This window comes from Virgibacillus sp. SK37 (assembly GCF_000725285.1).
GTDB lineage: Bacteria > Bacillota > Bacilli > Bacillales > Amphibacillaceae > Virgibacillus_Q.
Window position 1 is genome coordinate 2,459,134 of the sequence record NZ_CP007161.1, and the last position, 24,478, is coordinate 2,483,611.

General features: G+C 37.2%; 25 protein-coding genes and 1 riboswitch. Of the genes, 10 read left to right on the plus strand and 15 right to left on the minus strand.

Annotated features, from left to right (window positions below; genetic code table 11):
* Positions 1 to 321: 321 nt before the first annotated feature.
* The 3 genes from X953_RS12625 to X953_RS12635 all read right to left on the minus strand — a co-directional run bounded on the left by X953_RS12625 (position 322) and on the right by X953_RS12635 (position 7,404).
* Positions 322 to 909, minus strand: a complete 588-nt coding sequence (locus X953_RS12625; protein WP_156958535.1) for an ECF transporter S component — start codon at positions 907 to 909, stop codon at positions 322 to 324.
* A gap of 153 nt (positions 910 to 1,062) precedes the next feature.
* Positions 1,063 to 1,208, minus strand: a riboswitch (FMN riboswitch).
* A gap of 139 nt (positions 1,209 to 1,347) precedes the next feature.
* Complete coding sequence (locus X953_RS12630; protein ID WP_040955903.1) at positions 1,348 to 5,733, minus strand: S8 family peptidase; 4,386 nt, start codon at positions 5,731 to 5,733, stop codon at positions 1,348 to 1,350.
* Between the two features lie 612 nt (positions 5,734 to 6,345).
* Entirely contained in the window at positions 6,346 to 7,404 is a 1,059-nt protein-coding gene (locus tag X953_RS12635; RefSeq protein ID WP_040955904.1) for a M20/M25/M40 family metallo-hydrolase, read from the minus strand.
* A gap of 129 nt (positions 7,405 to 7,533) precedes the next feature.
* Between X953_RS12635 and X953_RS12640 the strand changes: the two genes are divergently transcribed.
* On the plus strand, positions 7,534 to 8,085 hold the full coding sequence (locus tag X953_RS12640) for a thioredoxin family protein (RefSeq protein ID WP_040955905.1): 552 nt from the start codon (positions 7,534 to 7,536) through the stop codon (positions 8,083 to 8,085).
* A 277-nt stretch (positions 8,086 to 8,362) separates the two neighbouring features.
* Positions 8,363 to 9,367, plus strand: a complete 1,005-nt coding sequence (locus tag X953_RS12645; protein ID WP_040955906.1) for a TrkA family potassium uptake protein — start codon at positions 8,363 to 8,365, stop codon at positions 9,365 to 9,367.
* On the opposite strand, the gene X953_RS12650 is transcribed toward X953_RS12645, so the two are convergent.
* Positions 9,347 to 9,757, minus strand: a complete 411-nt coding sequence (locus X953_RS12650; protein WP_040955907.1) for a YugN family protein — start codon at positions 9,755 to 9,757, stop codon at positions 9,347 to 9,349. The two genes, X953_RS12645 and X953_RS12650, sit on opposite strands and share 21 nt — an antisense overlap.
* 110 nt (positions 9,758 to 9,867) lie before the next feature.
* On the opposite strand from X953_RS12650, the gene yugI reads away from it, so the two are divergent.
* Entirely contained in the window at positions 9,868 to 10,251 is a 384-nt protein-coding gene (gene yugI, locus X953_RS12655) for a S1 domain-containing post-transcriptional regulator GSP13 (RefSeq protein WP_040955908.1), read from the plus strand.
* A gap of 61 nt (positions 10,252 to 10,312) precedes the next feature.
* Here the strand turns inward: yugI and X953_RS12660 are convergent, their stop codons facing one another.
* Positions 10,313 to 10,552, minus strand: coding sequence for a DUF378 domain-containing protein (locus X953_RS12660; protein WP_040955909.1), 240 nt, complete (start codon positions 10,550 to 10,552; stop codon positions 10,313 to 10,315).
* A 141-nt stretch (positions 10,553 to 10,693) separates the two neighbouring features.
* Here X953_RS12660 and X953_RS12665 point away from each other — a divergent pair, with 141 nt between their 5' ends.
* The gene (locus X953_RS12665) at positions 10,694 to 12,046 is read left to right on the plus strand and encodes a glucose-6-phosphate isomerase (protein WP_040955910.1); all 1,353 of its coding nucleotides are present in this window, start codon (positions 10,694 to 10,696) and stop codon (positions 12,044 to 12,046) included.
* Between the two features lie 227 nt (positions 12,047 to 12,273).
* On the plus strand, positions 12,274 to 13,443 hold the full coding sequence (locus X953_RS12670; protein ID WP_040955911.1) for a MalY/PatB family protein: 1,170 nt from the start codon (positions 12,274 to 12,276) through the stop codon (positions 13,441 to 13,443).
* A 37-nt stretch (positions 13,444 to 13,480) separates the two neighbouring features.
* Here X953_RS12670 and X953_RS12675 read toward each other — a convergent pair whose 3' ends face one another.
* Positions 13,481 to 14,056, minus strand: coding sequence for a superoxide dismutase family protein (locus X953_RS12675; RefSeq protein WP_040955912.1), 576 nt, complete (start codon positions 14,054 to 14,056; stop codon positions 13,481 to 13,483).
* Positions 14,057 to 14,309: 253 nt separating this feature from the next.
* Positions 14,310 to 14,507 (minus strand): hypothetical protein, encoded by a 198-nt coding sequence (locus X953_RS12680; RefSeq protein ID WP_040955913.1) that lies wholly within the window; start codon positions 14,505 to 14,507, stop codon positions 14,310 to 14,312.
* 117 nt (positions 14,508 to 14,624) lie between these two features.
* On the opposite strand from X953_RS12680, the gene X953_RS12685 reads away from it, so the two are divergent.
* Entirely contained in the window at positions 14,625 to 15,017 is a 393-nt protein-coding gene (locus X953_RS12685) for a kinase-associated lipoprotein B (RefSeq protein ID WP_040955914.1), read from the plus strand.
* Positions 15,018 to 15,134: 117 nt separating this feature from the next.
* Here X953_RS12685 and X953_RS12690 read toward each other — a convergent pair whose 3' ends face one another.
* Complete coding sequence (locus X953_RS12690; RefSeq protein WP_040955915.1) at positions 15,135 to 15,398, minus strand: phosphocarrier protein HPr; 264 nt, start codon at positions 15,396 to 15,398, stop codon at positions 15,135 to 15,137.
* 211 nt (positions 15,399 to 15,609) lie between these two features.
* Between X953_RS12690 and deoD the strand changes: the two genes are divergently transcribed.
* Entirely contained in the window at positions 15,610 to 16,317 is a 708-nt protein-coding gene (deoD, locus tag X953_RS12695) for a purine-nucleoside phosphorylase (protein ID WP_040955916.1), read from the plus strand.
* 425 nt (positions 16,318 to 16,742) lie between these two features.
* The gene (locus X953_RS12700; protein WP_040955917.1) at positions 16,743 to 17,216 is read left to right on the plus strand and encodes a divergent PAP2 family protein; all 474 of its coding nucleotides are present in this window, start codon (positions 16,743 to 16,745) and stop codon (positions 17,214 to 17,216) included.
* Between the two features lie 178 nt (positions 17,217 to 17,394).
* On the opposite strand, the gene X953_RS12705 is transcribed toward X953_RS12700, so the two are convergent.
* From X953_RS12705 to X953_RS12715, 3 genes are all read right to left on the minus strand, one after another.
* Complete coding sequence (locus X953_RS12705; protein WP_040955918.1) at positions 17,395 to 18,084, minus strand: 3D domain-containing protein; 690 nt, start codon at positions 18,082 to 18,084, stop codon at positions 17,395 to 17,397.
* Positions 18,085 to 18,371: 287 nt separating this feature from the next.
* Positions 18,372 to 18,683, minus strand: coding sequence for a YuiB family protein (locus X953_RS12710; protein WP_084715770.1), 312 nt, complete (start codon positions 18,681 to 18,683; stop codon positions 18,372 to 18,374).
* Positions 18,684 to 18,779: 96 nt separating this feature from the next.
* Positions 18,780 to 19,997, minus strand: a complete 1,218-nt coding sequence (locus X953_RS12715; protein ID WP_040955920.1) for an NAD(P)/FAD-dependent oxidoreductase — start codon at positions 19,995 to 19,997, stop codon at positions 18,780 to 18,782.
* Positions 19,998 to 20,267: 270 nt separating this feature from the next.
* Here X953_RS12715 and X953_RS12720 point away from each other — a divergent pair, with 270 nt between their 5' ends.
* Positions 20,268 to 21,254, plus strand: a complete 987-nt coding sequence (locus tag X953_RS12720) for an NAD(P)/FAD-dependent oxidoreductase (RefSeq protein WP_040955921.1) — start codon at positions 20,268 to 20,270, stop codon at positions 21,252 to 21,254.
* Between the two features lie 96 nt (positions 21,255 to 21,350).
* On the opposite strand, the gene X953_RS12725 is transcribed toward X953_RS12720, so the two are convergent.
* From X953_RS12725 to X953_RS12735, 3 genes are all read right to left on the minus strand, one after another.
* Positions 21,351 to 21,707, minus strand: a complete 357-nt coding sequence (locus tag X953_RS12725) for an iron-sulfur cluster assembly accessory protein (RefSeq protein WP_040955922.1) — start codon at positions 21,705 to 21,707, stop codon at positions 21,351 to 21,353.
* Positions 21,708 to 21,773: 66 nt separating this feature from the next.
* Positions 21,774 to 22,634 carry a diaminopimelate epimerase gene (gene dapF / locus X953_RS12730; RefSeq protein ID WP_040955923.1) on the minus strand — a complete coding sequence of 287 codons (861 nt, stop codon included), beginning with the start codon at positions 22,632 to 22,634 and terminating at the stop codon, positions 21,774 to 21,776.
* Positions 22,635 to 22,769: 135 nt separating this feature from the next.
* Positions 22,770 to 23,093, minus strand: a complete 324-nt coding sequence (locus X953_RS12735) for a YuzD family protein (RefSeq protein ID WP_040955924.1) — start codon at positions 23,091 to 23,093, stop codon at positions 22,770 to 22,772.
* A 156-nt stretch (positions 23,094 to 23,249) separates the two neighbouring features.
* On the opposite strand from X953_RS12735, the gene X953_RS12740 reads away from it, so the two are divergent.
* Positions 23,250 to 23,474, plus strand: a complete 225-nt coding sequence (locus X953_RS12740) for a NifU family protein (RefSeq protein WP_019378631.1) — start codon at positions 23,250 to 23,252, stop codon at positions 23,472 to 23,474.
* A gap of 37 nt (positions 23,475 to 23,511) precedes the next feature.
* Here the strand turns inward: X953_RS12740 and X953_RS12745 are convergent, their stop codons facing one another.
* Positions 23,512 to 24,477 carry a D-glycerate dehydrogenase gene (locus tag X953_RS12745; RefSeq protein WP_040955925.1) on the minus strand — a complete coding sequence of 322 codons (966 nt, stop codon included), beginning with the start codon at positions 24,475 to 24,477 and terminating at the stop codon, positions 23,512 to 23,514.
* Position 24,478: the final 1 nt, after the last annotated feature.

Genomic DNA, 24,478 nt, shown 5'->3' on the forward strand with positions numbered 1-24,478 from the left:
TGGAATGGAAGATGACGACTCCTGCCGGAATAGCATGAGCTGAAGACCCTGCACGGAGCGTAGCGGAGGAAGCGGCTGAAGCCATGCCGGCGGAAAGCGTTCATCTGGAATGGAAATCAATGGCGATAGGTGGTCTTCGATAGTATCAAGTTACGTCGCAGTATATCTATACTGTGAATTAAGTTAGAACTCAATGAATCCTTTTGACGCTGGAAATTGTTAGGTTAAACTTAGTCTACGTAACATGCAAGTTTATTTAATTTCGTATAGATTTAAAATAACAAAGCAGGCTGTCTAAATAGACAACCTGCTTTGTTATTTTTATGCTGCGGTTTTCATTTGTTTTTGCTCAATCCAGCTTCTCATCTTAATAAATAATGGGACAAATAATAAACCAACAATTATCCCTTTAATTATATTAAATGGCAGAACGCCTGCATATACGGAAAACCATTTAAATTGTTCCGTCATGTCCCATCCCATAAATTTCCCATATGCTGGAAGGATAATGAAATAATTTAACACACTCATTCCAACTGCCATAATCAAGGTTCCTGTTACTAATCCTGAAACAACGCTTTTTACACCTTTAAAGCGATGATAAAGCAGTGATACAGGGATAACAAACATAGCTCCTGCGAGGAAATTAGCAGCAACTCCAATTGGATCTCCTGCTCCAGAAATAGCCAAATATAAAATATTTTTAATTGCTACTACGATGACTCCTGCTATTGGTGAGAAAATGAGTGAGGCCATTAAGGCTGGCACATCACTAAAGTCAATCTTTAAATAACTCGGCAAAAAAGGCAGTGGGAAATTCAAGAAAAATAATACAAGTGAAATAGTCCCAAGCAATGATAATATAATTAGCTTTAATAAACGTGATGATGAGTAATTCTTATTTTCCATCATCTTCTCCTCCTCCATCTTAATCGATTCCTATCTCGTGATGAAGGATCACCCATTATCCTGCATAAATAAACCCTAAAGCCTGCCTAATCGGGGCTTTAGGGTTTTGAATACATAGGAAAAACAAGGCGCTACGTGCACCTGGTTCAGGTTCGACATCTTCTCCCATCCAGACTGTAACTGTCGGTTCTGGAATTGCACCAGATCAGCCACAAAGCAAGAATAGCTTTGCAGGTCACGGACTTAGAGCATGGCTCCTTACCGTCGGTCGGGAATTTCACCCTGCCCCGAAGATGGAATCGATTATTTTATTGTCACTTTCATTATACATCGTTATGTAGATTTTGCAATATCTTTGCTTGATAGAATACCATTTTATTAGATTTTAACAAAAATAAGGTGCAGAATCATGTTCTGCACCTCTTCTATAATTAGTTCTTATTCATCCATGTTTATGAATAGCTTTCCTTTTGCCTGTTTACGAGATTCATTGCCGTAGGTATCTGTAATCTTGACTTCAATCACGCCACCTTCAGCTTTTAAATTACTAGGGGCTGTCCAATATCCTACATAATGTCCATCTTCCATTTCCATCATTGGAAGCTCTGTCGCATTAGAAATTTGACTTCTTGCGTTCGTGAGTGGCATATGAATAAAGAATGTCGCCTTGCGCCCTGGCTCACTGTCAAATTCAATTTTCACACTCTGTCCTGCTTTTATATGTTTATCTTCCGTTGGTGTGAGGTTTTCAATCACAGGCTTCGTGTAGTTTACATCAATAGTTACTTTATCTTTGGACTTATTTCCGGCTAAATCCTTTGCCACAACTTTTATTGTGTTCTTTCCATTTTCTAGAATAATTCGCTTTGAATACTTGCCGTCAGCTACAGTAGCTTTTTGACCATTAACCTTAACAGTAGCAAGATTTGGGTCATCTATGGTTCCTTCTACGGTAACTGTTTCCCGGTTTGTTTTTTCACCATTTACCGGCGAAGCAATGGTCAATTGAGGAGCTTTTGTATCCAACGTTACCTTCACTTTGGAAGACTCTCCAACAGGCGTTCCTTCCAAAAGGGATATAGCTTGGAATTCATTTACTCCTTCCGTTAATTCTGTAGGAATGGCAAATTCCCCATCATCTCCAACTTCGGCGTCGCCTACTTCTTCTCCATTGTTCCAAAGTTGCACGGTAGTAGTAGGTGAAGCAGTACCTTTAATCGTTATCTCTTTTTCGTTGGTGATAACATCTTCTTCCGGAGTAGTAATTACCGGATCAACTGCTTCATAGGCTACTCTTGCTCTTATCATGTAGTTTCCTTCATTTGCTGGTGATTTAGACCATGCGCCTCCTACCAGTTGATAACTTCTTTCCGCATTTGGACTACTTTCATCAGTACCTAATCCCGGAGCACCGGTGTTAGGCTGTGTTTGAATATAAACCATATAGAAATCATCGTTTACGGTTATACTATGCTCCCTTAAATCAATGACAGTCCATTCACTATTATCTCTAATAGCTTCTGCAGAAATTGGTCCTGCTATTTTCTTACCGGGCTTTCCGTCTGCGCCTGAGGCATCCCACACTTCTACTGCAAATGCAGTACCACCAGGAGAAGGAAACTCTTCGTCCCAGAATTTAAACACTCCCTCTGTCACGACTGCTGTGTCTTTCCCTTCTGGTAAGGACATCTTCACTGCCCAGCCATTGTTAGCATCATAAAATGCCCTGGCGTTTTCTGCTGTACCATCATCGTAACCGATTTCTCCACCAGGAACCGTGTAAAATGGCTCCAACTGGATATCTTTCGTGATATCTTCTTGCAGGTCGACTTGCACCTCTTTCGGATGGTATCCGCTGGCAAGTATTTTTAATGTGTACTGACCTTTATAAGCAGTTAGTGAATAGCTCCCATCTTCATCTGTTTGCACAGGAGTAATATTTGCATCCTCTACAATCATCACGGTCGCGCCATCTACAGGTTCGTTTGTTGTTTCATCTGTAACTTTTCCATTTATAACGTATTGTTCAATTTCTTCCAGTGTAAAGTCAATTTGTTTTGTTTGGTCATTTTCAATCTCTACATTTTTCTCTTTCGATTCAAATCCATAAGATTCTGCTTTTAAGGTGAAGTCTCCTGCTGCGTGCAGCAAGTTATAGTATCCATTTTTAGGATCCGTATTTACGGAACGTCCACTTTCAAGCACGCTTACTTTTGCCCCAATTGGTAAAAGCAATGGATTAATCTCTTCACTTTCAATTGGTGATTTTTCTTTTAGTGGTTGAATTGGTTTTATTTTCGCCGGATCAACCTTCTCTTTTTTGGAGGCTTTTTCCTTACTCTTAATCACACCAAGCCCTACGTTACCTTTAGATTGTTTCTTAGCTTTGCCTTTATCTTTGCTATTTCCTTTCCCCTTATTTAGTGCAAGTGAACTGCTCGGACTGCTCGATTCGTCAGTCAATGCTACATCATCAATATACCACCCTTCTCTTGTAACACTTCCGTCTGAAGTTATATTGAAGCCTATATAAATTCGTTGCCCACGGTATTCAGACAAATCAACTTCTCCATCTATCCATTCATTGGACTCTCCTTGTACTCTCATCAATTGAGTCCATTCACTTTTATCTGTTGATATAAAAACATGGCCAAAATCGTATGCTCGTCCGGAAGCGTACATTTCCAACTCATGCCATTGCTTAAATTGTAAATAAGTGTTCCCTTCTTCTGGTAAATCAATTGGTGGCATAACGAGTGTCGCATTTGCATCACTATCATATGCCCCAGCTAAATTAGTTGCATATAGCTTCTCCCCGGATGCGGCACTTTCGGGACCGGATTCTGGTGCACCCCACTCCCAGCTGTTATTTTCGCCAAATGACGTCCAGCCAACCGGTGTGCTTTCAAAATCGTGCGTATAGCCAACGGTTATTCCAGGCAAGACGGTTACTTCGAAGGATTCACTAATCACTTCATTGTTACCAAAATCATTGATTTTCCATGAATAAGTGATTGCTTCTCCATCGATATGCTCGCCAGGTATAGTAACAGCATAATTACCTTGCTTATAGTCCCCAGAGATACGACCAGCTTCTATTACATGATCTTCTCCATTACTATCTTGGTAATTTACCTCTACAGATGAAACACTAATATTGTCAGCAACTTCAATTTCTAACTCTAAATCCATTCCTGCATAAGTCTCGGATGGGCTTTCATGTACAAAAGTAGGTGCTTCATTATCTTCACCCTCTTTTGTAACCTGGCCTTCGACTGTTCCTAATCCTGACACTAAAGAAGATACTGCATCAAATGCGTTCACTAGTCCATACCCATATCCATTGTTGGGAGAGTCAGGATACTCTTCGTCTGTCAATGGGTTAGCAGTGTTCAACAGCACTTCTTCCAATTCATCAACAGATAAGCTGGAATCAGCCTGCTTCATTAAAGCTACAACCGCTGAAACAGCTGGACCAGACATAGAAGTTCCATTCCAGCCACCTTCATATCCACTTCCAGGTACAGAAGAACGAATGTTAACTCCCGGAGCGGAAATATCGGGTTTTACTTCATCATATGGTGACGGACCGCGTAGAGAAAATTCTGCAACTGTGTCATTTATATCAGTTGCTCCAGTTGCAAAGGACTCAGGATAATTTGCAGGTACAGCAACAGAACCAGGTCCTCCTGGATTGAATAATGTCGTGTTACCAGCAGAGAACTCCGGGAAAATCTGAGCTGCTCGCCAATTTATAACAACATCTCTATACCATTCATCCAAACCCGGACCGCCACCCCAAGAGTTATTAACGACATCCGGGGCCATATCAACACGTGCATTTCCTTCTCCGTCCTTCGGGGCAAGGATCCATTCAGCAGCCTCAAGCAAATCTACATCTGTTCCACCGTCCGCTGTAAATGCTTTTACTGCTATCCATTTAGCGCCTGGTGCTACCCCCACTTGGTTTGAGCCATCAGGTTCACTTCCAACCATTGTACCTGTTACATGTGTTCCATGACCTTGATCATCGTAGGCTTCTCCTTGCCCTGCTGTTGCATCGAACCAATTATAATCATGTGTTACTTCTCCAGTAGCTGAATCGTAACCACGATATTTTTCCTTTAAAGCAGGGTGATCCCACTGAACGCCAGTATCAATGCTTGCGACCACTGTACCTGTTCCGTCAATCCCCATTTCCCAGACCTGTGGGGCTCCAACTCTTTCCACATTCCATTCTACATTTGCAATCTCAGATTTAGGTGCTTTAGCATCTTTTGTCACTGTGGTAAAAAGTTCTCTTTTTTCATTCGGTAGGATCTTTTCAACCTCTGCGAATGAAGACAGTTTTTCAGCGACTTCTTTTGTTGCAGTTACCGCCATCCCATTAACAATGTAGTAGGAGTTAAAGCTATCAACCTTGCCATTTTTCTTTTCTTGTTGTAAATAAGCTTTTACGTCTTGTTGAGATTCTATAGAAGTGGCTTTTAATTCAGACACAACAACTGACCTTTGCATCAGCTCCGTCTTGGTCGAAGTAAGCTTTTTCTCCTCAGCTGTCTTCTTTGCAGCCTCAGCCGCCTTTTGAGTATCTGCTTTGTCTTTAAACTTCACCAAAAAAGTTACCCTATCGTCCTTTTTAAAGGCAGTCTTAAGCCGATCACTCATTTTTACTTGTGGAGCATTTTTTTCGCCGTACACGGATTGAAACAGTTCACCTTTTGATTCTGCATGACTCACTCCAGGTGTAATAAGGGAAACCGCCATAATAAACGTTGCAGTTAAACTAAACAGCTTCGTTCGACGTTTCTTTTTCGTAGTCAATACATTCCCTCCTTTTAGTTAAAAGACACCATTCCTCTTTAGGTGAAATCTGGAACCATTTACAAGCACCTCATCCTCCTTTCCTAAACTTTTTAAGGTTCACAGTTGCAGGGTTGCTGTTTGCGAAATCTATGTTGTTAAAACCAGTATAAGCATAAATGAACAGAGAATTTGTCGAATACTGTCGTTAAAATATTGAATATTCTAAATTGATTAAAAAGTAACTTATTTTCCAATTCTAACTCAGGTTAAAAATACCCAATTTATTTACACACTTCTTTAAAATGGTGCTATACCAGTCCTTATAAAGTATTTCAAGAAAAATAATTAATGAAAAAATATAAAAATGATAGATTATTCCTAGTAAAACAAAATAAAACCCTTACAGATTTTACTATTTTTGTAAAAATAGTACTATTTGTATAGTTTCAGTAATAATAAACAAGCATTAAGACTTATTTTTAACATCGACGAATAAATTCATGGTAATATTTCCCTCTCCAAATATATATTAGCTTAAGCATGTATGATCATGATAAACATACATTTTTTATCACTTACACCTAAAAAAACCAGCAAACAATTCGTCTGCTGGTCCTGATTTTATTAACATTAGTCTTCCAATGGATTTAAATTTTCTTCGCCGGTCAAGTTTGCAATCATTTCAACCAATAGTTCAATCTCTTCATCAATATCCTTTAGACTCGCTGTTTCCACTGGAGAATGCATATATCGTAATGGCAGTGAAACAAGAGATACAGGTACACCTTTGCCGGTTAATCGCATTTTATCTGCATCTGTTCCAGTCATTCTTGGTGTTAATTCGTATTGAACAGCCATTTGTAACTTCTTCGCAGTTTGCTCCAACAATTTATTAATCTTTCGGTTAATTGGTGCTCCTTTAGCAAAAACAGGGCCTTTTTCCAAACGAATATCGCCATGTTTATTTTTGTTAACTCCTGGATAATCTGTTGCAAAAGTTACATCACAAGCAATTGCCATTGTAGGTTCAATTCCTGCTGCAGCAAAATAAGCACCACCCATATTCGTTTCTTCATTTACTGTGCTTGCTGCATAAACCCCTACAGTGCAACCTCTCTCGGCAAGTTTTTTCAAAACTTCAGCAACTATGAATGACCCTGTACGATTATCCAATCCCCGACCTGAAATGTACCGGTCAGATAATATTTCCGGTTCTGTTTTGTAAACAGCCAAGTCGCCAATCTGAATGTGATCCTCTGCTTCCCCTTTCGTTTTATAACCGCAATCAATAAACAAGTCCTCTAAGTCAAAATCCTTTTTTATTCCTCCATGATGTTGGGCATTTACACCAATGACACCAGTCACCGTTGTATCTTCACCCATTACAGTTACTTTCATTCCAACTGCTGCCTGAGGATTAATACCTCCCATTTTATCAAAATATAAGAAACCATCTTCATCAATACGATTAATGACAAGAGCGATCTCGTCACAATGCCCTGCTAAGAGGATTTTAAACTCAGCATCCGGATTAAGAATACCTATTGCATTGCCTGCATTATCTGTACGAATTTCATCAGCAAATGTTTTTACATAGTTTATCCACTTCTTTTGAATAGCAACTTCATTACTTGAAGGTGAAGCTGTATGTAATAAATCCAATAAAAAATCCTGATTAGCTTTAACCATAACTATTCCTCCTCAAAATGAATTCTTTTTAATCATAGCAAAAATAATCCTCAAGAGCACTTTTGTTTACGAAAACTTCTATAATCGATACACTTTATCACAAGACTAACTAAAAAGGAGCTAATGTCTATGGAACTAAATGATTGGTTTATGAAGGGAATTTCACCGGATGACTATATTGAATCCATGCAAACACATAAAGAGAATCTTTTACACATATATGATAAATTTCAATTACCCGGGGATCAAGCTTTTTTCGATACCTTAAAAGAGAAGAATTTGCGTGTGATAGTTCTCACAGAAGACTGGTGTGGTGACGCTATGTTAAACATCCCCATTCTACTTCGATTATCGGAAGCAGCTAACATGGATGTTCGTATGTTGTTAAGAGACCAAAATCTCGAACTAATGGATCAATATCTGACGAATGGAAAATCACGCTCAATTCCTATTTTCATTTTCCTTGATCCAGATGGTAATGAAGTAGCCAAATGGGGGCCAAGAGCACAAAAAGTCCAGCAGTTTGTGGACCATTCCAAAGAAGCTCTACCACAGGAAGATGCAGAAGATTTTAAAGAAAAATTCAAAGAAATGCTTTTTTTCATTACAAAATCATTTAGAGATAATACTGATTTTTGGGAAGACGTTTATGTTAGCTTAAAAGATGAACTAAATAAATAAAAGCGAAAGCGCCTTGCAAGTAAGTAAGACAGAGTGAGATCGCCCAATCCTTTGGCAACGCCTGTGTACCTGGACTGGGACTACGATTACTCGTCCCATCGAAACTGACACTAGAACGTTCAAACCAGAGTTGAAGGGTAAAAAATTTATACAATCTTATCTTTTTAACAAGGCTGTCACATTATTTGTGACAGCCTTGTTGTATAAGTATGGCAAAACATTGCCCATACTGAAATAAGTATGATTTTATTATTCTTATAAAAAGGTGAGTTTGTATATGAGCATACGATTAGTCAGACAACTATATTTACGAATTCCTTTACTCATCAGGGTCCTTTTGAGTGTTCTCTTTCTCTTATTTTTATTCGGCTTGGTTATTCATATTATTGAGCCAGCTCAATTTCCCACCTTATTTGATGGTATATGGTGGGCTATTGTCACTGGGGCGACTGTAGGATATGGCGATTTAGTTCCCATGAGCGTTCCAGGAAAACTGCTTGCAATGCTTTTAATCCTTTCCGGCGGAGGATTAATCGCATTTTATATTACGTCATTTTCTGCATCAACACTTAGACATGAACAGGATTTAACTACCGGTAAAATTGCTTTTAAGGGAAATAATCACATAATTATAATAGGTTGGAATGAACGAACAAGGCAAATTATCGAGCATATTACAAAAAGGAATGCCTACCAGGAAATAGTTTTAATTGACCAAACATTGGACTATCTAAACTATAAGGATTATCCTGTCCATTTTCTTCACGGAAATCCAACAGAGGATAATACGCTTAGAAAGGCTAATATAACTACAGCCAAGTGTGTATTAATATCCTCAGACTTTTCTGATGATGAAAAGAAAGCCGATAACTCTACTATTTTGACAATTGTAACTGTAAGGGGAAATAACCCAAAAATTCCCATTATTTCCGAAATACTATCAAAAATCCAAATTGAAAATGCATTGCGTGCGGGCGCAAATACTATTATCAGATCAAACGATTTTATGAGTGCACTGTTTTATCATGAGCTTTATCACGCCAACAATGCAACTCCATTTGAAGATATTATTCGTTTACTGGCAAGCCAGCAATTTTGCCACATTCCATTGTCGGAAACTGACATAGGGAAAACGTTTAAGAGTGTTCTTTTAGATTATAATGCCGAGCGACACATCTTAATTGGTGTCATTCGAAATAACGAATACTTGATGAACCCAGCGCCAGACTTCCTGTTGCAAAAAGAAGATTTGCTTATTTCGTTAACCTTCTGGGATAACTAACTGCTCTAATTTCTCTACAAGTTGTTTACCTATTGCAACATAATCGTCTGGAACATGTGCATCAGCATCTATCGGTGGCTGGAATTGGTTAAATGCACCCTGAAATGCACCACCCCTACTATCTTCATCAATTCCTTTTTCATATTGATGAGCAAGTAAAAAAGGCTTTTCTACACGAACAGTCACTCCTGGGTAATCCAATGAACCAGCAACAGCGTAAAATGGAATTCTTAAATAATAATATTTTCCTTCATCGTCGATTTTCAAATCAAAATGGCCGTTATCATAATCCCAATTCGATGCAATCACATAGCCCTCTGGTTTGAGAAGCTCTTCCAATACATACAGGGGATAAATCCTGTTCTCAACTCGTGAATCCAAAGGAATCATTTATCTCTTCCTTTCCTCTACTTTTCTTAGTATTCTTTGCTTCTCAATCAAAATTATGCTAAAATGTTGTATTGTGTAAAAAGAATCGAATATATTAGGAGTTGTTCAGCATGACAAGTAAATTTGAGACAGGTCAAATTTTAGAAGGTAAAGTGACAGGAATTCAACCATATGGTGCTTTTGTTGCATTAGACGAAGAAACGCAGGGATTAGTTCATATCTCAGAAGTAACTCATGGGTTTGTAAAAGATATTAATGAACATTTATCCATTGGAGATGAAGTTAAGGTAAAAGTTCTTAATGTCGATGAAGAAAAGAATAAAGTCTCCCTCTCTATTCGTGCTACTGAGGAAGCACCGGCAAAACCCGTTAACCCTAAAAAAACTCAATCAGTAAAAACCCAACAGGAAAGTGAAACAGCGGGCTTCAATACACTTAAAGATAAATTGGAAGAATGGATTGAACAGTCTAAAAATGACTCATTTAAGAAATAATAAAGCTCAATAGCTATAAACAGAGGCAAACTCCAATTCTGATGAGTTTGCCTCTATTGTTTTAACCGTCTACACCTTTAGGAGCACGCTGATCAGCAAAAGCTTCATCTGTTTTGAAAAGAAGCGGAATTAAGACTAAACCACTAATCCCTACCAATGTATAAATAATCCGGGCAAAGCCAGCAGACTGGTCTCCTCCAAACAGTGCTGCAACTAAATCAAATTGAAATAAGCCAATCAGTCCCCAGTTAACTGCGCCAATAATAGTAAGCGCTAAAGCGGTGCGTTGAATTCCATTCATACATATACCTCCTTTATAATTTTCCTCTATCGTAGCTTCTGCAAAATATCTCATTATATACTATTTCTTTCTTGCTTTCGATGATTTACTTGGGTAAAGTTACATTATATACAAATCATGTATAGAACAGGAGGCTAATAAATGACACATATTTCTTTTAAATATGAAAATGCTTTACCTTTTTTCAATGAAGAGGAAATAAATAATTTAACTGAGTTTGTTGAAAAAGCACATTATAATTTACATGAAAAAACAGGCGCAGGTAATGATTTCCTAGGATGGGTTGATTTACCGGAAACGTATGACCAAGAGGAGTTTGCCCGAATTAAAGCCTGTGCAGAGAAAATCAGAAACGATTCAGATGTATTACTTGTAATTGGAATTGGTGGATCCTACTTAGGGGCAAGAGCAGCTCTTGATATGCTAACACACTCTTTTCAAAACCTTTTAGCAAAGGAGCAGAGAAACGCTCCCCAAATTATTTTTGTTGGTAACCATATGAGTTCTTCTTATATCTCAGAGTTATTTGATATTCTAGAAGGAAAAGATGTTTCTATTAATGTCATATCCAAGAGTGGGACAACTACAGAGCCCGCGATTGCATTCCGTATCTTTAAGAAACATTTGGAAGAAAAATATGGAAAAGAAGAAGCAAGTAAACGTATCTATGCTACCACCGACAAGAAAAAAGGTGCATTAAAGACATTGGCTGATCAATCCGGCTTCGAGACTTTTGTTATCCCTGATGATGTAGGCGGTCGCTATTCCGTTCTTACCGCAGTAGGATTGCTTCCAATTGCTGTTGGCGGTATATCAATTGATCAGATAATGAACGGAGCTCAATCTGCAATGAAAGACTTGGCTACTCCAACTCTTGCAAACAACCCTGCATATCAATATGCAGCCATTCGAAACATTCTTTATAATAAAGGAAAGACAATAGAAATGCTGATTAATTATGAGCCACAACTCCAGTATTTTGCAGAGTGGTGGAAACAGCTATTCGGTGAAAGTGAAGGAAAAGATCAAAAGGGTATCTACCCCTCTTCCGCAAACTTTTCAACTGATTTACACTCACTAGGTCAATATGTACAGGATGGCAGAAGGGATATTTTTGAAACAGTATTGCATGTAAATAAATCTAATAAGGAAGTATTCATAGAAGAAGATGAAGACAATCTTGATGGTTTAAACTATCTCGCCGGAAAATCTATTCATGAAATAAATAATAAAGCATTTCAGGGTACATTATTAGCACATACAGACGGCAATGTACCAAACTTGGTTCTGGAAATTCCTGCATTGGATGCCTACACATTTGGTTACCTTGTGTATTTCTTTGAAAAATCATGCGCGATCAGTGGTTATCTACTTGGTGTAAACCCATTTGATCAACCAGGTGTAGAAGCATACAAAGTAAATATGTTTGCTCTATTAGGAAAAGCAGGATATGAGCAAGAGAAAGAAGAACTGGAAAAGCGTTTAAATAAATAGGAATTAGAAACGAATTTTAATAAATTTTACCCTTTCACGTTTATATAATCTTTATGGTGGGTATAACTATAACTGTAAGACTTTCTCGTATTCCCCCTGTAGGCAAAGCGCTAAGCGCTTTGCTTTTTTTTATACTTAAAATAAAATTACGAGACAAGTTCTACAATCACTCGATAACAATAATCTTTGTTATAATAGAATAAAATAAAGTGTTATGAGGTGAAATGATGAGTTTATTTGATATGATTCAAGACAGATTGAATACTCGGTCAGTAAAATGGGATATGCGAAAGGCAGTATTTAACACAGATGAAGTGTTACCAATGTGGGTAGCAGATATGGATTTCAAAGCCCCACAGCAAGTATTAGATGCTCTAGCGAACAGGGCAGAGCACGGCGTTTTTGGTTACACAGCAGTGGATCAAGACGTAAAAGATTCTATTGTAAATTGGTTACATAAGCGCCACAATTGGACAATTAATGATGAATGGCTATCATTTAGTCCAGGAGTAGTAACAAGCTTACATATGGCAATACAGGCTCTTACAAACCCGGGTGACAAGGTAATTATTCAGACACCTGTCTACACTCCTTTTTTCAACGTTGTAAATAGTCATGACAGGCAACTAGTTAAAAACCCGCTTAGTTATAAAAATAATTATTATACCATTGACTTTGAGGACCTGGAAGAAAAAATGAAGCAAGGAGCAAAAGCACTTATTCTCTGTTCGCCACATAATCCAGTAGGTAGAGTTTGGTCTCGAGAAGAGCTGGAACGCATCGCAGATCTTTGTATTAAACATGACGTTATCTGCATTGCTGACGAGATACATGGGGATCTAACTTTATCCGGAAATAAGCATATACCATTTGCTTCTATATCAGAAAAGATAGCAGACAGGACCATCACCTGTATGGCGCCGAGTAAAACATTTAACTTAGCAGGTTTACAAGCATCATATATTGTTACTGCAAATAAGGAAATGCGCGAAAAAATAGATAAATGCTTCAGCAACCAAGGGCTTGGCATGTTGAACACGATGGGAAATGTAGCCTTGGAAGCAGCATATTTACATGGAGAGCAATGGCTGGATGAATTACTGGAGATTTTAGAGAGAAATAAAAACTATGTAGTTGAAATGTTAAATAAACATAAAACTGGATTGAAAGTAGTTCAAACAGAAGGTACTTACCTACTATGGATTGATTGCAGTGATTTGAACATGAATACAGACGAATTAAAGGCATTTATGATCACAGAAGCCAAAGTTGGTCTGAACCCAGGAGCTTCCTATGGAGTAGAAGGAAATCAGTTTATGCGAATGAACATCGCCTGCCCTAAAGCTACATTAGAAGAAGGAGTTAACCGATTAATTAAGGCAATACAATCCAAATAATCTTAGCCACCATGGAATTGTTCATGGTGGCTGTATATTACTCTTCTTGCTTCTCATTAAGTTGAGTGGGATCTGTTGGTGATCCTGAGTTATCTTTGGAGTCCGGATTTGTTTTAATTTCCCCACAGATTATCCTGGGACCTGTATCACCCGCAGGTTGACTTACTCCATCATCTTTACCTTCGTCTACAACAAGCGAAGTTCCTTCCCCGGTTAAAATCGATTTCTTTCCTTCAGATAAAGTAGCGCCAGCTAGCATCAATTCAGCATCAACCAGTCCTCCTGCGTCCGCCTCAATATTTGGTAAATCACCTAAATGAGATCCTTCGGGATGCATTAAACCATGCTCTTTTCCCTCGGGATTAAAGTGACTGCCAGCACTCTTAAAATCAGGCCCCTTGCAAGAAGGATATTCATGTACATGGATACCATGAAATCCAGGGGATAAACCCTCTAACTTTAATTTAATACTTACTCCATCCGGTTTTTCGCTTATCTTTGCATTACCGACTAAGTCGCCATCAGCATTATACATTTCGACTTCTCTTGTTTTGTCTGGATTACTTTGACAGGAGGCCAAGAGTAAAATAAATACTATGATAAAAAGTCTCATAAAATGAACTCCTTTTCATCTACTTTCTGTTAGTATTTACAACTTACAAAAGGATAAACGTACAAAAAGATTATATAGACGAAACAACACCAGCATATATTTTTTGGCATATTAACGGCAAAGCACATTACGTAAAAACGTGCTATCCAAGTCTATAAGCGATCTACGGCGGATTATAAGCACTTCATTATGCATATTTCTCCAACTCAACAGAGAAAAGGAAAATTTAATATTCACAAACAAAAAACCCCTTTTAAAGGGGATTTTTTTCTTTGTCAGAGTTACTATTTAGTTGATCATTGTATCTTTCATTAAATGATTTTTCATCTTTTTTTGATTTTTTATAGATTAAGTACATAACAACTCCAGCAGCAATCATGAAGATGGCTAAAGAAATAATTGCTGGAATATATTCCGACTTATCTTCTGGAAAATAAAGAAATGGCATCATCAATCTCACGTCCTTTATCATAGTATAACAAATCATAATTTGATTCGATACAGACATAGCTAAATGTTCGCTAATCTGTGACATTTTTGGCAAAATAGAATAAAAGGAGGTTTTACGATGGCAGAAGTTGAAATTGGAGCCAATGTAAAAGCACATTATAACTCTGGTACCTACATAGGAAAGGTCAAAGAAGACCGGGGCAATCGCTACCTTATTGAAGTACTCGCAGTACTCAAGCATCCCATGCAAGGAGATATTCACCATCCTGGAGAGGTAGAAGGGGTGTTTTTTCATGAACGTAAAGCATTAGCCCCACATGAAAAAATGAATGTTAAGAAACCAGCAGTTCACCCTTACGATGGTGCTATTCCTGAATACAATAAGTCCTTACGCGATGCTGTGGAAATATATAAAGAAAAGCTATGTAGTAAGGATACTGAATTCAATCAAAGAGCTTATCACACTTTAACAGAATTAGAAGACAAATACTATAAAGAAAAATATTATTGATTAAATGCTTATAAGTGTTTGTTCAAAAAACAAAAGATCAAGGTAGCTCAACTGTTTGAACAATCTTTTCCAAAAAATTTTAAAAGCTAGAGGGCCTCCTCTAGCTTTTAGTTACTGCTATTCGCCTAAATGTTCCTTTATCACTTCAGCAACACCATTTAATGCGTCTTCTTCGTCACTGCCATTTACTGTTATTTTAACTTCTGCCCCTTTTGGAATTCCTAGAGACATAACTCCCATAATGGATTTAAGGTTTACTGTTTTATCATTGTAAGTTGCTTCTACTTCTGACTCAAATTGGCCAGCTTTATTAACTAGTAAAGTAGCTGGACGAGCGTGTACACCAGTTTCCGCTGTAATTGTAAAAGTTTGTTCTTTCATACTTTATCATCCTTCCAGTTTATTAACTATGTACCAATCATCTTAGTACAATTTAGTGTATTTGATTAGTTTAACCAGTTATATTATATACTATATGATAGTGATTTTGAAATAAAAACATATAAAGGTTTGGTTAAACTCACAATAATTGTTTTTGGCCAGGCATTGTGATAATTTAATTGTACATATAGTTTATGAGGAGGAATATAGTATGAGTGTACATATTGGAGCAAAAGAGGGAGAAATAGCCGACAAAATATTATTGCCAGGTGATCCATTACGAGCTAAGTATATTGCTGATACGTTTCTTGAAGATGTAACAAAATATAATGACGTACGAGGAATGTATGGATTTACAGGGACATATAAAGGTGAACGGGTATCCGTTCAAGGTACAGGTATGGGAGTTCCGTCTATTTCCATTTATGTAAATGAGTTAATTCAAAGTTACGATGTTAAGAAATTAATTCGTGTAGGAACTTGTGGTGCTATTCAGAAGGACGTAAAAGTTAGAGATGTCATCCTGGCACAAGGATCCACTTCAGACTCCCAAGTAAATAAGATGATTTTCGATCACATTGATTATGCCCCACTTGCAGATTTCGATCTACTAAAAAAAGCATATGATGTTGGACAAGAAAAAGGGATGAATTTGCGTGTAGGTAATGTATTTACCAGCGATACGTTTTATCGGGATAACGCTAAGGAGATCAACGAATTATTGGCTAGTTACAAAGTACTTGCTGTTGAAATGGAAACAACTGCCTTATACACACTCGCAGCGAAGTATGATCGTCAAGCCCTTTCAGTGCTTACTGTTTCAGACCATATCTTAACAGGTGAAGAAACTACTGCTGAAGAAAGACAAACAACTTTTAATGAAATGATGGAAATTGCTTTAGAAGCTGCAATAAAATAGAAGGTATTCCAGAGGAACAGCCAGAAACAGGCTGTTCTTTTTTCTGTTCTATTGTAAATGTTGGGTACAAACGCTATTTCGAACATTCATAGTAGGAGTAGAATGAACTAGCGGAAAAATTATCGGCTGCAGAGCAAAAATATTCGCCGCAGATGAGATTAATCAGCAGGAGAATGAGATAGTTCACCGTATCTATTCAAGAACTACTATATAGGTTTTACTCACCATAATTATTTTCCCGATATGGCTATTTGAACAAGTTAGTTCGAAGTTTATCCCTTTTGCGAATCATTGTTTGAACACAGCATATATATTATAACCTCTTATGCCAAATAGCTATTGGGTGCATAATTGTTATACGATATGCCTTTTCGTATGTTAATATTAACTAACTACAATCCTTTAGGAAGGAAGGATGCTCAAATATGGATGTATTGATGAATTTCCCTCTCTTATCAGCATTAACTGCTATTGTCTTTGCACAGGTTGTAAAAATTCCCATTAAACTAGTTGTTACAAAAGAATTTCGCCCTGGTCTTGCCTTTAGTACTGGAGGTATGCCTAGCAGCCATTCTGCTGCAGTGGCTGCTTTAACAACAAGCGTGGGAATTATGGAGGGTGTTTCTTCAACCATGTTTGCTGTTTCTTGTGTTTTTAGCATTATTATCATGTTTGACGCTTCTGGTGTGCGTAGGCAAGCTGGAGAACAGGCAATCGTATTGAATCAATTGATAAAAGATTTTCAACTGTTTGTAGATGGAGCCAAGGACTGGAATCGTAAGAAAGAATATGAAAAAAGACAGGAATTAAAAGAGTTATTAGGCCATCAGCCAATTGAAGTCTTTTTTGGTGGCCTATCTGGTGTAGCTATCGCCTTCTTACTATATCAACTTTATTAGCATAAGAGCCTGGTACAAAACTAAATGAGGTTGTTTAAAGCGAACTTGGTGGTTAGTTGGCAAAAATGCCCCATTATCCGTCACAAAAAATCCGAACTGAAATTCAGTAGAAAATGAATTAGTTCGGATTTTTATTTGCTTAAATAATGTGTGTGTTTTTTTAGGATTTTAAAATCATTTATTCTTGAATAATCTGGTGTCTAAATACTTGTAATGCTTCATTTTCATTTAATTTGTTTAATGTTTCTTCTGTTAGTGAGCCGTTGCCTTCTTTCACAATGTAGACATCCAGTTTCTTCTTCCCCCATTGAGAATATACGTCTTCCACTGAATTATAAAATAAATCTATTTTATTTCCATTAATGGCGCTCCCTTTATCAGCGACAACTCCATACCCGTATCCAGGTATATACATAACCGTTCCAATTGGATATACATTCAGATCAGCTGCAATTGTAGAATATAAGTCTCTTTTTACTTGTACTCCTGAATAAGTTATGCCATATTCTGGATGATCTGGTGTTTTTCCAGTTGATTCTACTCCTGCTGTATAACCTGTAGCTACTACAGTTGCCATCGGATACTGCGAGAAGTCTACTGCCTCCTCTATGGAAGATGGCCCACTAATTTGTTCACTTGAGATATATCGTTTGTCTTGTTTGCGGTAATTCAATTTTTTTTCTTTAAGAGCAATATGCTTGTAGCTTGCCGGTGAATATGCTTTAGCAGCAGACGTTATGGAAGGTTTTTTAACCCATTTCTCTATATCTGATAAACTTACATTTGAGATTGTAGTAACTGTAACAAAAAATGCAATAAGGACTAACATCATCATGCCTGCTCTTTTCATCATTTTTTTTACGTTCATTAATAACACCTCTCTAGTAGTAAACCTAATTTGTCATCCGTGCATACAGCCATAGCTTATACAGACTTAAAGATAAGCAAGCTGTTTATTTCACCAGATGACAAGTAATCTTTTCTACCAACTAAGCATTACCAATTAACTAAAAAATATACAACATAATTCAAAATTCTTTGTATATCGCTAGATTTTTGACTGTCTAAATCTAATAAAAAATCCCACTGGAAGACTACGCCCAGTAGGATTTTTAAAAAAAAGAATAAATAACAGTCGGAAAATCATAGGATATGCTAGAACATTTGGTATCCGCTTTTTCTTAATATTTTAATGACTATTCCTGAAACGATTGTACCCGCAAAACCCGCAGATAAAATAACTATATCCACAGGTGTAACGTTCATTAACCTAGATGCCGCTTCTGAAAAAGCTTCTCCAGGATGTTTAATATATTCTGCTGTACCCATATCATCTACGATCATAATTACAATTATTGGATAGATAAATGCCATTAACCACGTTTTCCGTAATAACATATTTAAAATAAAGGCAATTCCAAAAAATATAACAAAGTATAATAATACCGACACTACCAACTGAATCAAAATAGTTTCTCCCTTCACTTCCAAGTTCTTCATCCAACTACATTTTATATGAAATACAAAAAAAAGCAAAGACTGTTGTCTGTCTTTGCTTACTTCTTAATAAAAGAAGTTAAACTTTCCTTTCTTTATCAACAAACTAAAACCGCCCAACTTTAATAAATAGCGATTATCTATAATTTTTTTAAGTACGGTAGCTTTCCAGCCATAGAATTTATATTTATTATTTAAAATTCCTACAGCATCATTATGTCCTAATGAAGCGACTGTTCCAAGTATACTTGGTTCAAAAGACTCTAAGTCCTCACTATTTAGTGTTGCCTTAATATTGTGTGCCACGATATCTGATTGCTGAATAGCAATTTGTGCGGTAGGTGGGTACGGTCTTCCAGTTTCTTGGTTTATAATTAATGCACAATCACCAATTGCAAATACATCTTTATAGTCGGGGGTTCGCATATCACTAAGCACTTCTATTTTACCCTTGTTAGTAGTAAATCCTGATTTTTCAACAATTGTATTCGCCCGGACACCAGCAGCCCAAATAGTTGTTGCAGTAGGTATCTGGATTGTTTTATTGTTTTTTTCAATAACTACCTTATCTGAATGGCATTCTTTGATCAATGCACCTGTTATAAACTCTACCCCTCTGGCTTCTAAAGAGTTCATGGCATATTCTGCTAGTTGTGGATCAAACCCCGGAAGAACAGATGGCGACCCTTCAATATTAATAATTCTAACCAAGTTTTTATCAATATCATACTCTTTACAAAGTTCCGGTATCCGGTTTGCAATTTCTCCAAGAAATTCGACTCCTGTAAATCCTCCGCCACCAATAACAATATGTAATAATGCAGGATTTTTTTCTTGCTGCTCGCTATATTTTGCAAAATTATACTCAATATGTTCTCTTATTAGTCTGGCATTATTAATATTACCTATCGAAAAAGCGTTCTCTGCAAGACCTGTAATTCCAAACGTAGCTGCTTCGAATCCAAGACCTATAACCAATATATCGTAATTTAACTCTACTTCGCTAAGTTTGACTTTCTTTTCATCAGGTTTAATCATGATAACTTTATCTTGGATAAAATTAACTTTATTTTGATTAATAATATTTCTAATAGGAATTCTGGTTCTATCATGATGCAATGTACCTGCAGCATTTTCATGGAGCCAGGTCGTTTGGTAATGGTAATCATTTTTATTAACTAACGTAACCTCCGCCTCATTCACATTTAAGGATTTTTGAAGCTTAATTGTTGTCATTATTCCCCCATAACCAGCACCTAATATTACTATATGTGGTTTTTTCATAATATCCTCACTCTCGTTTTCTATGACTGTATATACCATTAATGACAATAAATTGTAATCTGTTTGATATGAAATGGTAATATAATACCAAGGATAATAGTAGCCTCTTTAGTAGTATTTTTCAAGCAAAGTTTTTAGTTTCCACATATTACTTCTTTCGTGTTAAGCTGACAGAAAATATATAGTGCATTATTATTCAAAAGAACCTGTTTTATGATACTATGAGTAGGATGGTTTATAGTTTAATTAATAGAATTGGGGGTAACAACCTTGTCTGAAGAAGTATTTGATGTCACCATCATTGGTGCAGGGCCTGTAGGTTTATTTACTGCCTTCTATGGTGGTATGCGCCAAGCAAGTGTGAAAATCATTGAAAGTTTACCACATACCGGAGGGCAATTAACTGCTCTTTACCCTGAAAAGGATATATATGATATTGCAGGTTTTCCAAAAGTTCGTGCTCAGGAGTTAGTTGATAATTTAGAGGAGCAAGCTAACTTATTTAATCCTACTATCATTCTTGAACAATCCATAGAAGAAATTGAAAGAATGTCGGACGGCTCCTTTAAGTTAATTTCCAACACAAAGGAAATCCATTATTCGAAGACAATTATCATTACTGCTGGTAACGGAGCATTTCAGCCTCGTAGATTAAATGTAGGTGAATGTGACAAATTTGAAGGAATAAACTTACATTATCATGTGAAGGATATGAACCAATATAAAGGCCAAAATGTAGCTTTATTAGGTGGTGGCGACTCTGCGGTAGATTGGGCGCTTATGCTTGAACCAATTGCCAATAAGGTCACGCTGATCCATCGCCGAGATAAGTTTAGAGCGCATGAACACAGTGTGGAGAAACTGATGTCATCCACTGTAGATGTATTGACTCCATACGTACCAGTAGATATCCAAACAAGTGACAAGATTGATCGGATCGTCTTGGAAGAAGTAAAAGGAGAAAACAAAGTTGAACTGGAAGTAGATTCCGTTTTATGTAATTACGGCTTTGTTTCTACACTCGGTCCTATTAAGAATTGGGGTTTGGAAATAGAAAAAAACAGCATCGTCGTAAATTCTAAGATGGAAACAAATATTCCCGGAATTTATGCTGCAGGAGATATATGCACGTATGAAGGAAAGGTAAAACTAATTGCCACGGGCTTTGGTGAAGGTCCTACAGCCATCAATAATGCTAAACAATATATTGATCCTAAAGCACGAATTCAACCAAAACACTCTACTAGCATGTTTTAAATTAACTTCCATGAAGACAAGTAAGTTAAAAGTCTATTGTACACGTTCATACACATGATAAAAAGCTGTCGATCAATGTTGATCGACAGCTTTTTATTAACAATTCTCTGGTACTCCTTCTCTATCTTTAGCTCTAAATGAAGAACCACAACCACATGAAACAATAGCATTAGGGTTATCGATACTAAAACCTCCACCCATCATGTTTTGCTTGAAGTCAATAGTGGTTCCTTCCAAAATAGGAATATCTTGGTTGAAGAATACTACCGGGATTCCATTAATCTCCTCCACACTATCTAACTCTTCATTAATATTATATTCAAAGCCTAATGAATAGGAAAGACCACTGCATCCGCCACCTTTTATTCCAAAACGTAAGTGGGCACCTTCTGTTTCTTCTTTCATCATTTCCTGAATCTGCTTACTCGCATTGTCCGTTATCGTAATAACCATCTCAGATTTCCTCCTTCTCTAGGATTGGTTACCTACAAGTATACAAACTAGAGGCTATAATATCAACTAAGCCATTCTATAATGATAGAATCCCGAAGCAATTACTTCTGCGTCTCCTGTCATCCATACCTTGCCATGATGATCCCACCTGATTTTTAAATCCCCACCCTGCAGATGGACAGTCACCAGTTCACCTTGTCTCAAATGGTCGTTTAATATTCCTGCTACAACAGCAGCACATGCGCCAGTACCACATGCCTGTGTCACTCCAGATCCTCGTTCCCACACACGAAAATTAATTTCATTTCCAGAAAGTATTTCTACAAACTCCACATTCACTCCATTAGGAAATCGTGAATCTTTTTCTATAAGCGGACCTAGGTCATATAAAGGGGCGTGTGTAATATCTTCCACGAAAAACACAGCATGTGGATTCCCCATGGAAACAGCGGTAAGCCTCAATTCCTCTTCCGAAACAAGAAATGACTCTGCCACGACTTGATCGGCTGCTTCCCCTAACATAGGTATAGAAGCCCTCTGTAATTCTGGAGCTCCCATGTTAATTGTGACTTCCTCAACAATTTGATCCTTTACCATGACTTCTGCTTCTACGATGTTTGCCTTTGTTTCCATGGAGAATTTTTGTTTATCTATAATACCAGCTTCGTAGGCGTATTTCGCAGTGCAACGCAGGCCATTTCCACAGCTCTGGCCCTCGGATCCGTCTCTATTAAATATTCTCATACCTACATCTGCCTTTTTGCTTGGATGAATTAATATTAAGCCATCTGAGCCAATTCCTGTATGAACGTTAGATACGGCCTTGGCAAGTTCAGATAGAATAGATTCATCCAGTTTATACGAAAATAAATCAATATATATATAGTTATTTCCTAAGCCATGCATTTTTGTAAAAGGTATTTTCATACGATTGCCTCTTTCATCTAAATGTATTTTCCAGTTTGGATCGCCTTGTGTTCCTTAAGGTTAATTGCTATGCAACATAGGGTAATGGATTTATACGTCAAGTGTTGTTTCTTACAACCTTTTACCTTGAGCTTCCTATGCTCTTACTGCTAACCCGTGTTTATCTAACTGCTGATAAATTGTTTTCAAGCGAGGTATTCCTTCTGCTACCATTTCTTCATTTACAAATACAATCGGATAGAATAGATCCTCTTCGTCTATCTGTTGAATGAATAGGTAATCCCTTTCATTATTTGTTGGTTTATTTATATCTACATATTTATATTCCACTCGTTCATCTTCGTATTTTCTTCCAATTGCCGCTTGCAGCCATTCATAGGTATCTTTTGATCCAGGTGCCCCCACACAGCTTGCACAAATTTGTTCTGCTCCATATATTGTTATTTTAATTTTATCCATGCAAAAAACAACCTCCCCCTCCATAGTTACTTTTATTTTACAAAATCTCTAAATAAAGATAAAATAAAAGTGACTATTTTAGGGAATTTATATTTTGAAATAGATTTTTTAGCTAATCCGTTTTATAATATATATATGGAAAGGAGAAGATGGATAATGCAAGAGCAAGTACAAGAAGTGTTAAATAAATTGCGACCATACTTACTACGAGACGGTGGAGATGTGGAATTAATCGATGTAGATGAGAATGGCATTGTGCTTCTTCGTCTAATGGGAGCTTGTGGCAACTGTCCAAGTTCAACAATTACACTGAAAGCTGGTATCGAACGCGCTTTAATGGCAGAAGTTCCTGGCGTTACTGAAATCGAACAAGTATTTTAATATAAGAACAGGCAGATAGCTATCTGCCTGTTCTGTTTTAATTTACAGGGGTAAGAGGCGCTTTTTCCTCCAAAACAGTGGCAATGTTTTTCAAGCAAAGTTCTATCATTTCTGTTCTGGTTTGAACAGTAGCCGAACCTATATGTGGAAGGCAAACTACGTTCTCCAACTCAAGCAAAGGATGATCACTTTTTATTGGTTCTTGCTCGAACACATCTAAGCCGGCAGCTTTAATTTCCCCTGATTTTAATGCGTAGTATAATGCATTTTCATCTACCACTGCTCCCCGGGAAATATTAACAAAGACAGCTGATTCTTTCATTTTCTCAAAAGCTTCCTTGTTAAATAATTTATTAGTTTCCTTTGTGAAAGGAACTACTGAAATTACAAAATCAGATTGAGATAGAAGTTCTTCCATTTGTACATAACTCGCTTGTAATTTTACTTCAGCCTCCCTTTTACGATTTCTATTATGATATAGCACATTCATTCCAAATCCTTTTGCTCTCCGTGCTATAGCCTCTCCAATCCTCCCCATTCCTACAATTCCAAGTGTTTTATGATGAATATCCGTACCTGCCAGAAGAAATGGCGCCCAATTTTTCCACTGACCATTTTTTATGTACTGGGCTGCCTCGTTTAATCGGCGTGCAGTTGCCATCATCAATGCAAAGCCTAAATCAGCGGTGGATTCACTTAGAACATCTGGAGTGTTAGTTACAACCACCCCCATTTTTTTTGCGTAATCAATATCAATGTTATCAAATCCTACGGCCATATTTGCTACAATTTTTAATTGATTTGATTGGTTTAAAAGAGATTGATCAACTTGGTCACTGAGCACACACAGCAACCCATCCACCTGCTTCACTTCATCCTCCAACACTTCTCTTGGTACGGGTTCATCTTCTTTTTTCCACATTTTAAAATCAAATAAATCACTATAAGGTTCCAGTAACTTCGTAGGTATTTTTCTAGTAATAAAGATCGTTGGCTTTTTCAAT

Excerpts from the sequence above, each read along its gene's own strand:
- X953_RS12625 (WP_156958535.1), bottom strand. The coding sequence starts at position 909 with ATGGAAAATAAGAATTACTCATCATCACGTTTATTAAAGCTAATTATA.
- X953_RS12635 (WP_040955904.1), bottom strand. The coding sequence starts at position 7,404 with ATGGTTAAAGCTAATCAGGATTTTTTATTGGATTTATTACATACAGCT.
- X953_RS12640 (WP_040955905.1), top strand. The coding sequence starts at position 7,534 with ATGGAACTAAATGATTGGTTTATGAAGGGAATTTCACCGGATGACTAT.
- X953_RS12645 (WP_040955906.1), top strand. The coding sequence starts at position 8,363 with ATGAGCATACGATTAGTCAGACAACTATATTTACGAATTCCTTTACTC.
- X953_RS12650 (WP_040955907.1), bottom strand. The coding sequence starts at position 9,757 with ATGATTCCTTTGGATTCACGAGTTGAGAACAGGATTTATCCCCTGTAT.
- yugI (WP_040955908.1), top strand. The coding sequence starts at position 9,868 with ATGACAAGTAAATTTGAGACAGGTCAAATTTTAGAAGGTAAAGTGACA.
- X953_RS12660 (WP_040955909.1), bottom strand. The coding sequence starts at position 10,552 with ATGAATGGAATTCAACGCACCGCTTTAGCGCTTACTATTATTGGCGCA.
- X953_RS12665 (WP_040955910.1), top strand. The coding sequence starts at position 10,694 with ATGACACATATTTCTTTTAAATATGAAAATGCTTTACCTTTTTTCAAT.
- X953_RS12670 (WP_040955911.1), top strand. The coding sequence starts at position 12,274 with ATGAGTTTATTTGATATGATTCAAGACAGATTGAATACTCGGTCAGTA.
- X953_RS12675 (WP_040955912.1), bottom strand. The coding sequence starts at position 14,056 with ATGAGACTTTTTATCATAGTATTTATTTTACTCTTGGCCTCCTGTCAA.
- X953_RS12680 (WP_040955913.1), bottom strand. The coding sequence starts at position 14,507 with ATGATGCCATTTCTTTATTTTCCAGAAGATAAGTCGGAATATATTCCA.
- X953_RS12685 (WP_040955914.1), top strand. The coding sequence starts at position 14,625 with ATGGCAGAAGTTGAAATTGGAGCCAATGTAAAAGCACATTATAACTCT.
- X953_RS12690 (WP_040955915.1), bottom strand. The coding sequence starts at position 15,398 with ATGAAAGAACAAACTTTTACAATTACAGCGGAAACTGGTGTACACGCT.
- deoD (WP_040955916.1), top strand. The coding sequence starts at position 15,610 with ATGAGTGTACATATTGGAGCAAAAGAGGGAGAAATAGCCGACAAAATA.
- X953_RS12700 (WP_040955917.1), top strand. The coding sequence starts at position 16,743 with ATGGATGTATTGATGAATTTCCCTCTCTTATCAGCATTAACTGCTATT.
- X953_RS12705 (WP_040955918.1), bottom strand. The coding sequence starts at position 18,084 with ATGAACGTAAAAAAAATGATGAAAAGAGCAGGCATGATGATGTTAGTC.
- X953_RS12715 (WP_040955920.1), bottom strand. The coding sequence starts at position 19,997 with ATGAAAAAACCACATATAGTAATATTAGGTGCTGGTTATGGGGGAATA.
- X953_RS12725 (WP_040955922.1), bottom strand. The coding sequence starts at position 21,707 with ATGGTTATTACGATAACGGACAATGCGAGTAAGCAGATTCAGGAAATG.
- dapF (WP_040955923.1), bottom strand. The coding sequence starts at position 22,634 with ATGAAAATACCTTTTACAAAAATGCATGGCTTAGGAAATAACTATATA.
- X953_RS12735 (WP_040955924.1), bottom strand. The coding sequence starts at position 23,093 with ATGGATAAAATTAAAATAACAATATATGGAGCAGAACAAATTTGTGCA.
- X953_RS12740 (WP_019378631.1), top strand. The coding sequence starts at position 23,250 with ATGCAAGAGCAAGTACAAGAAGTGTTAAATAAATTGCGACCATACTTA.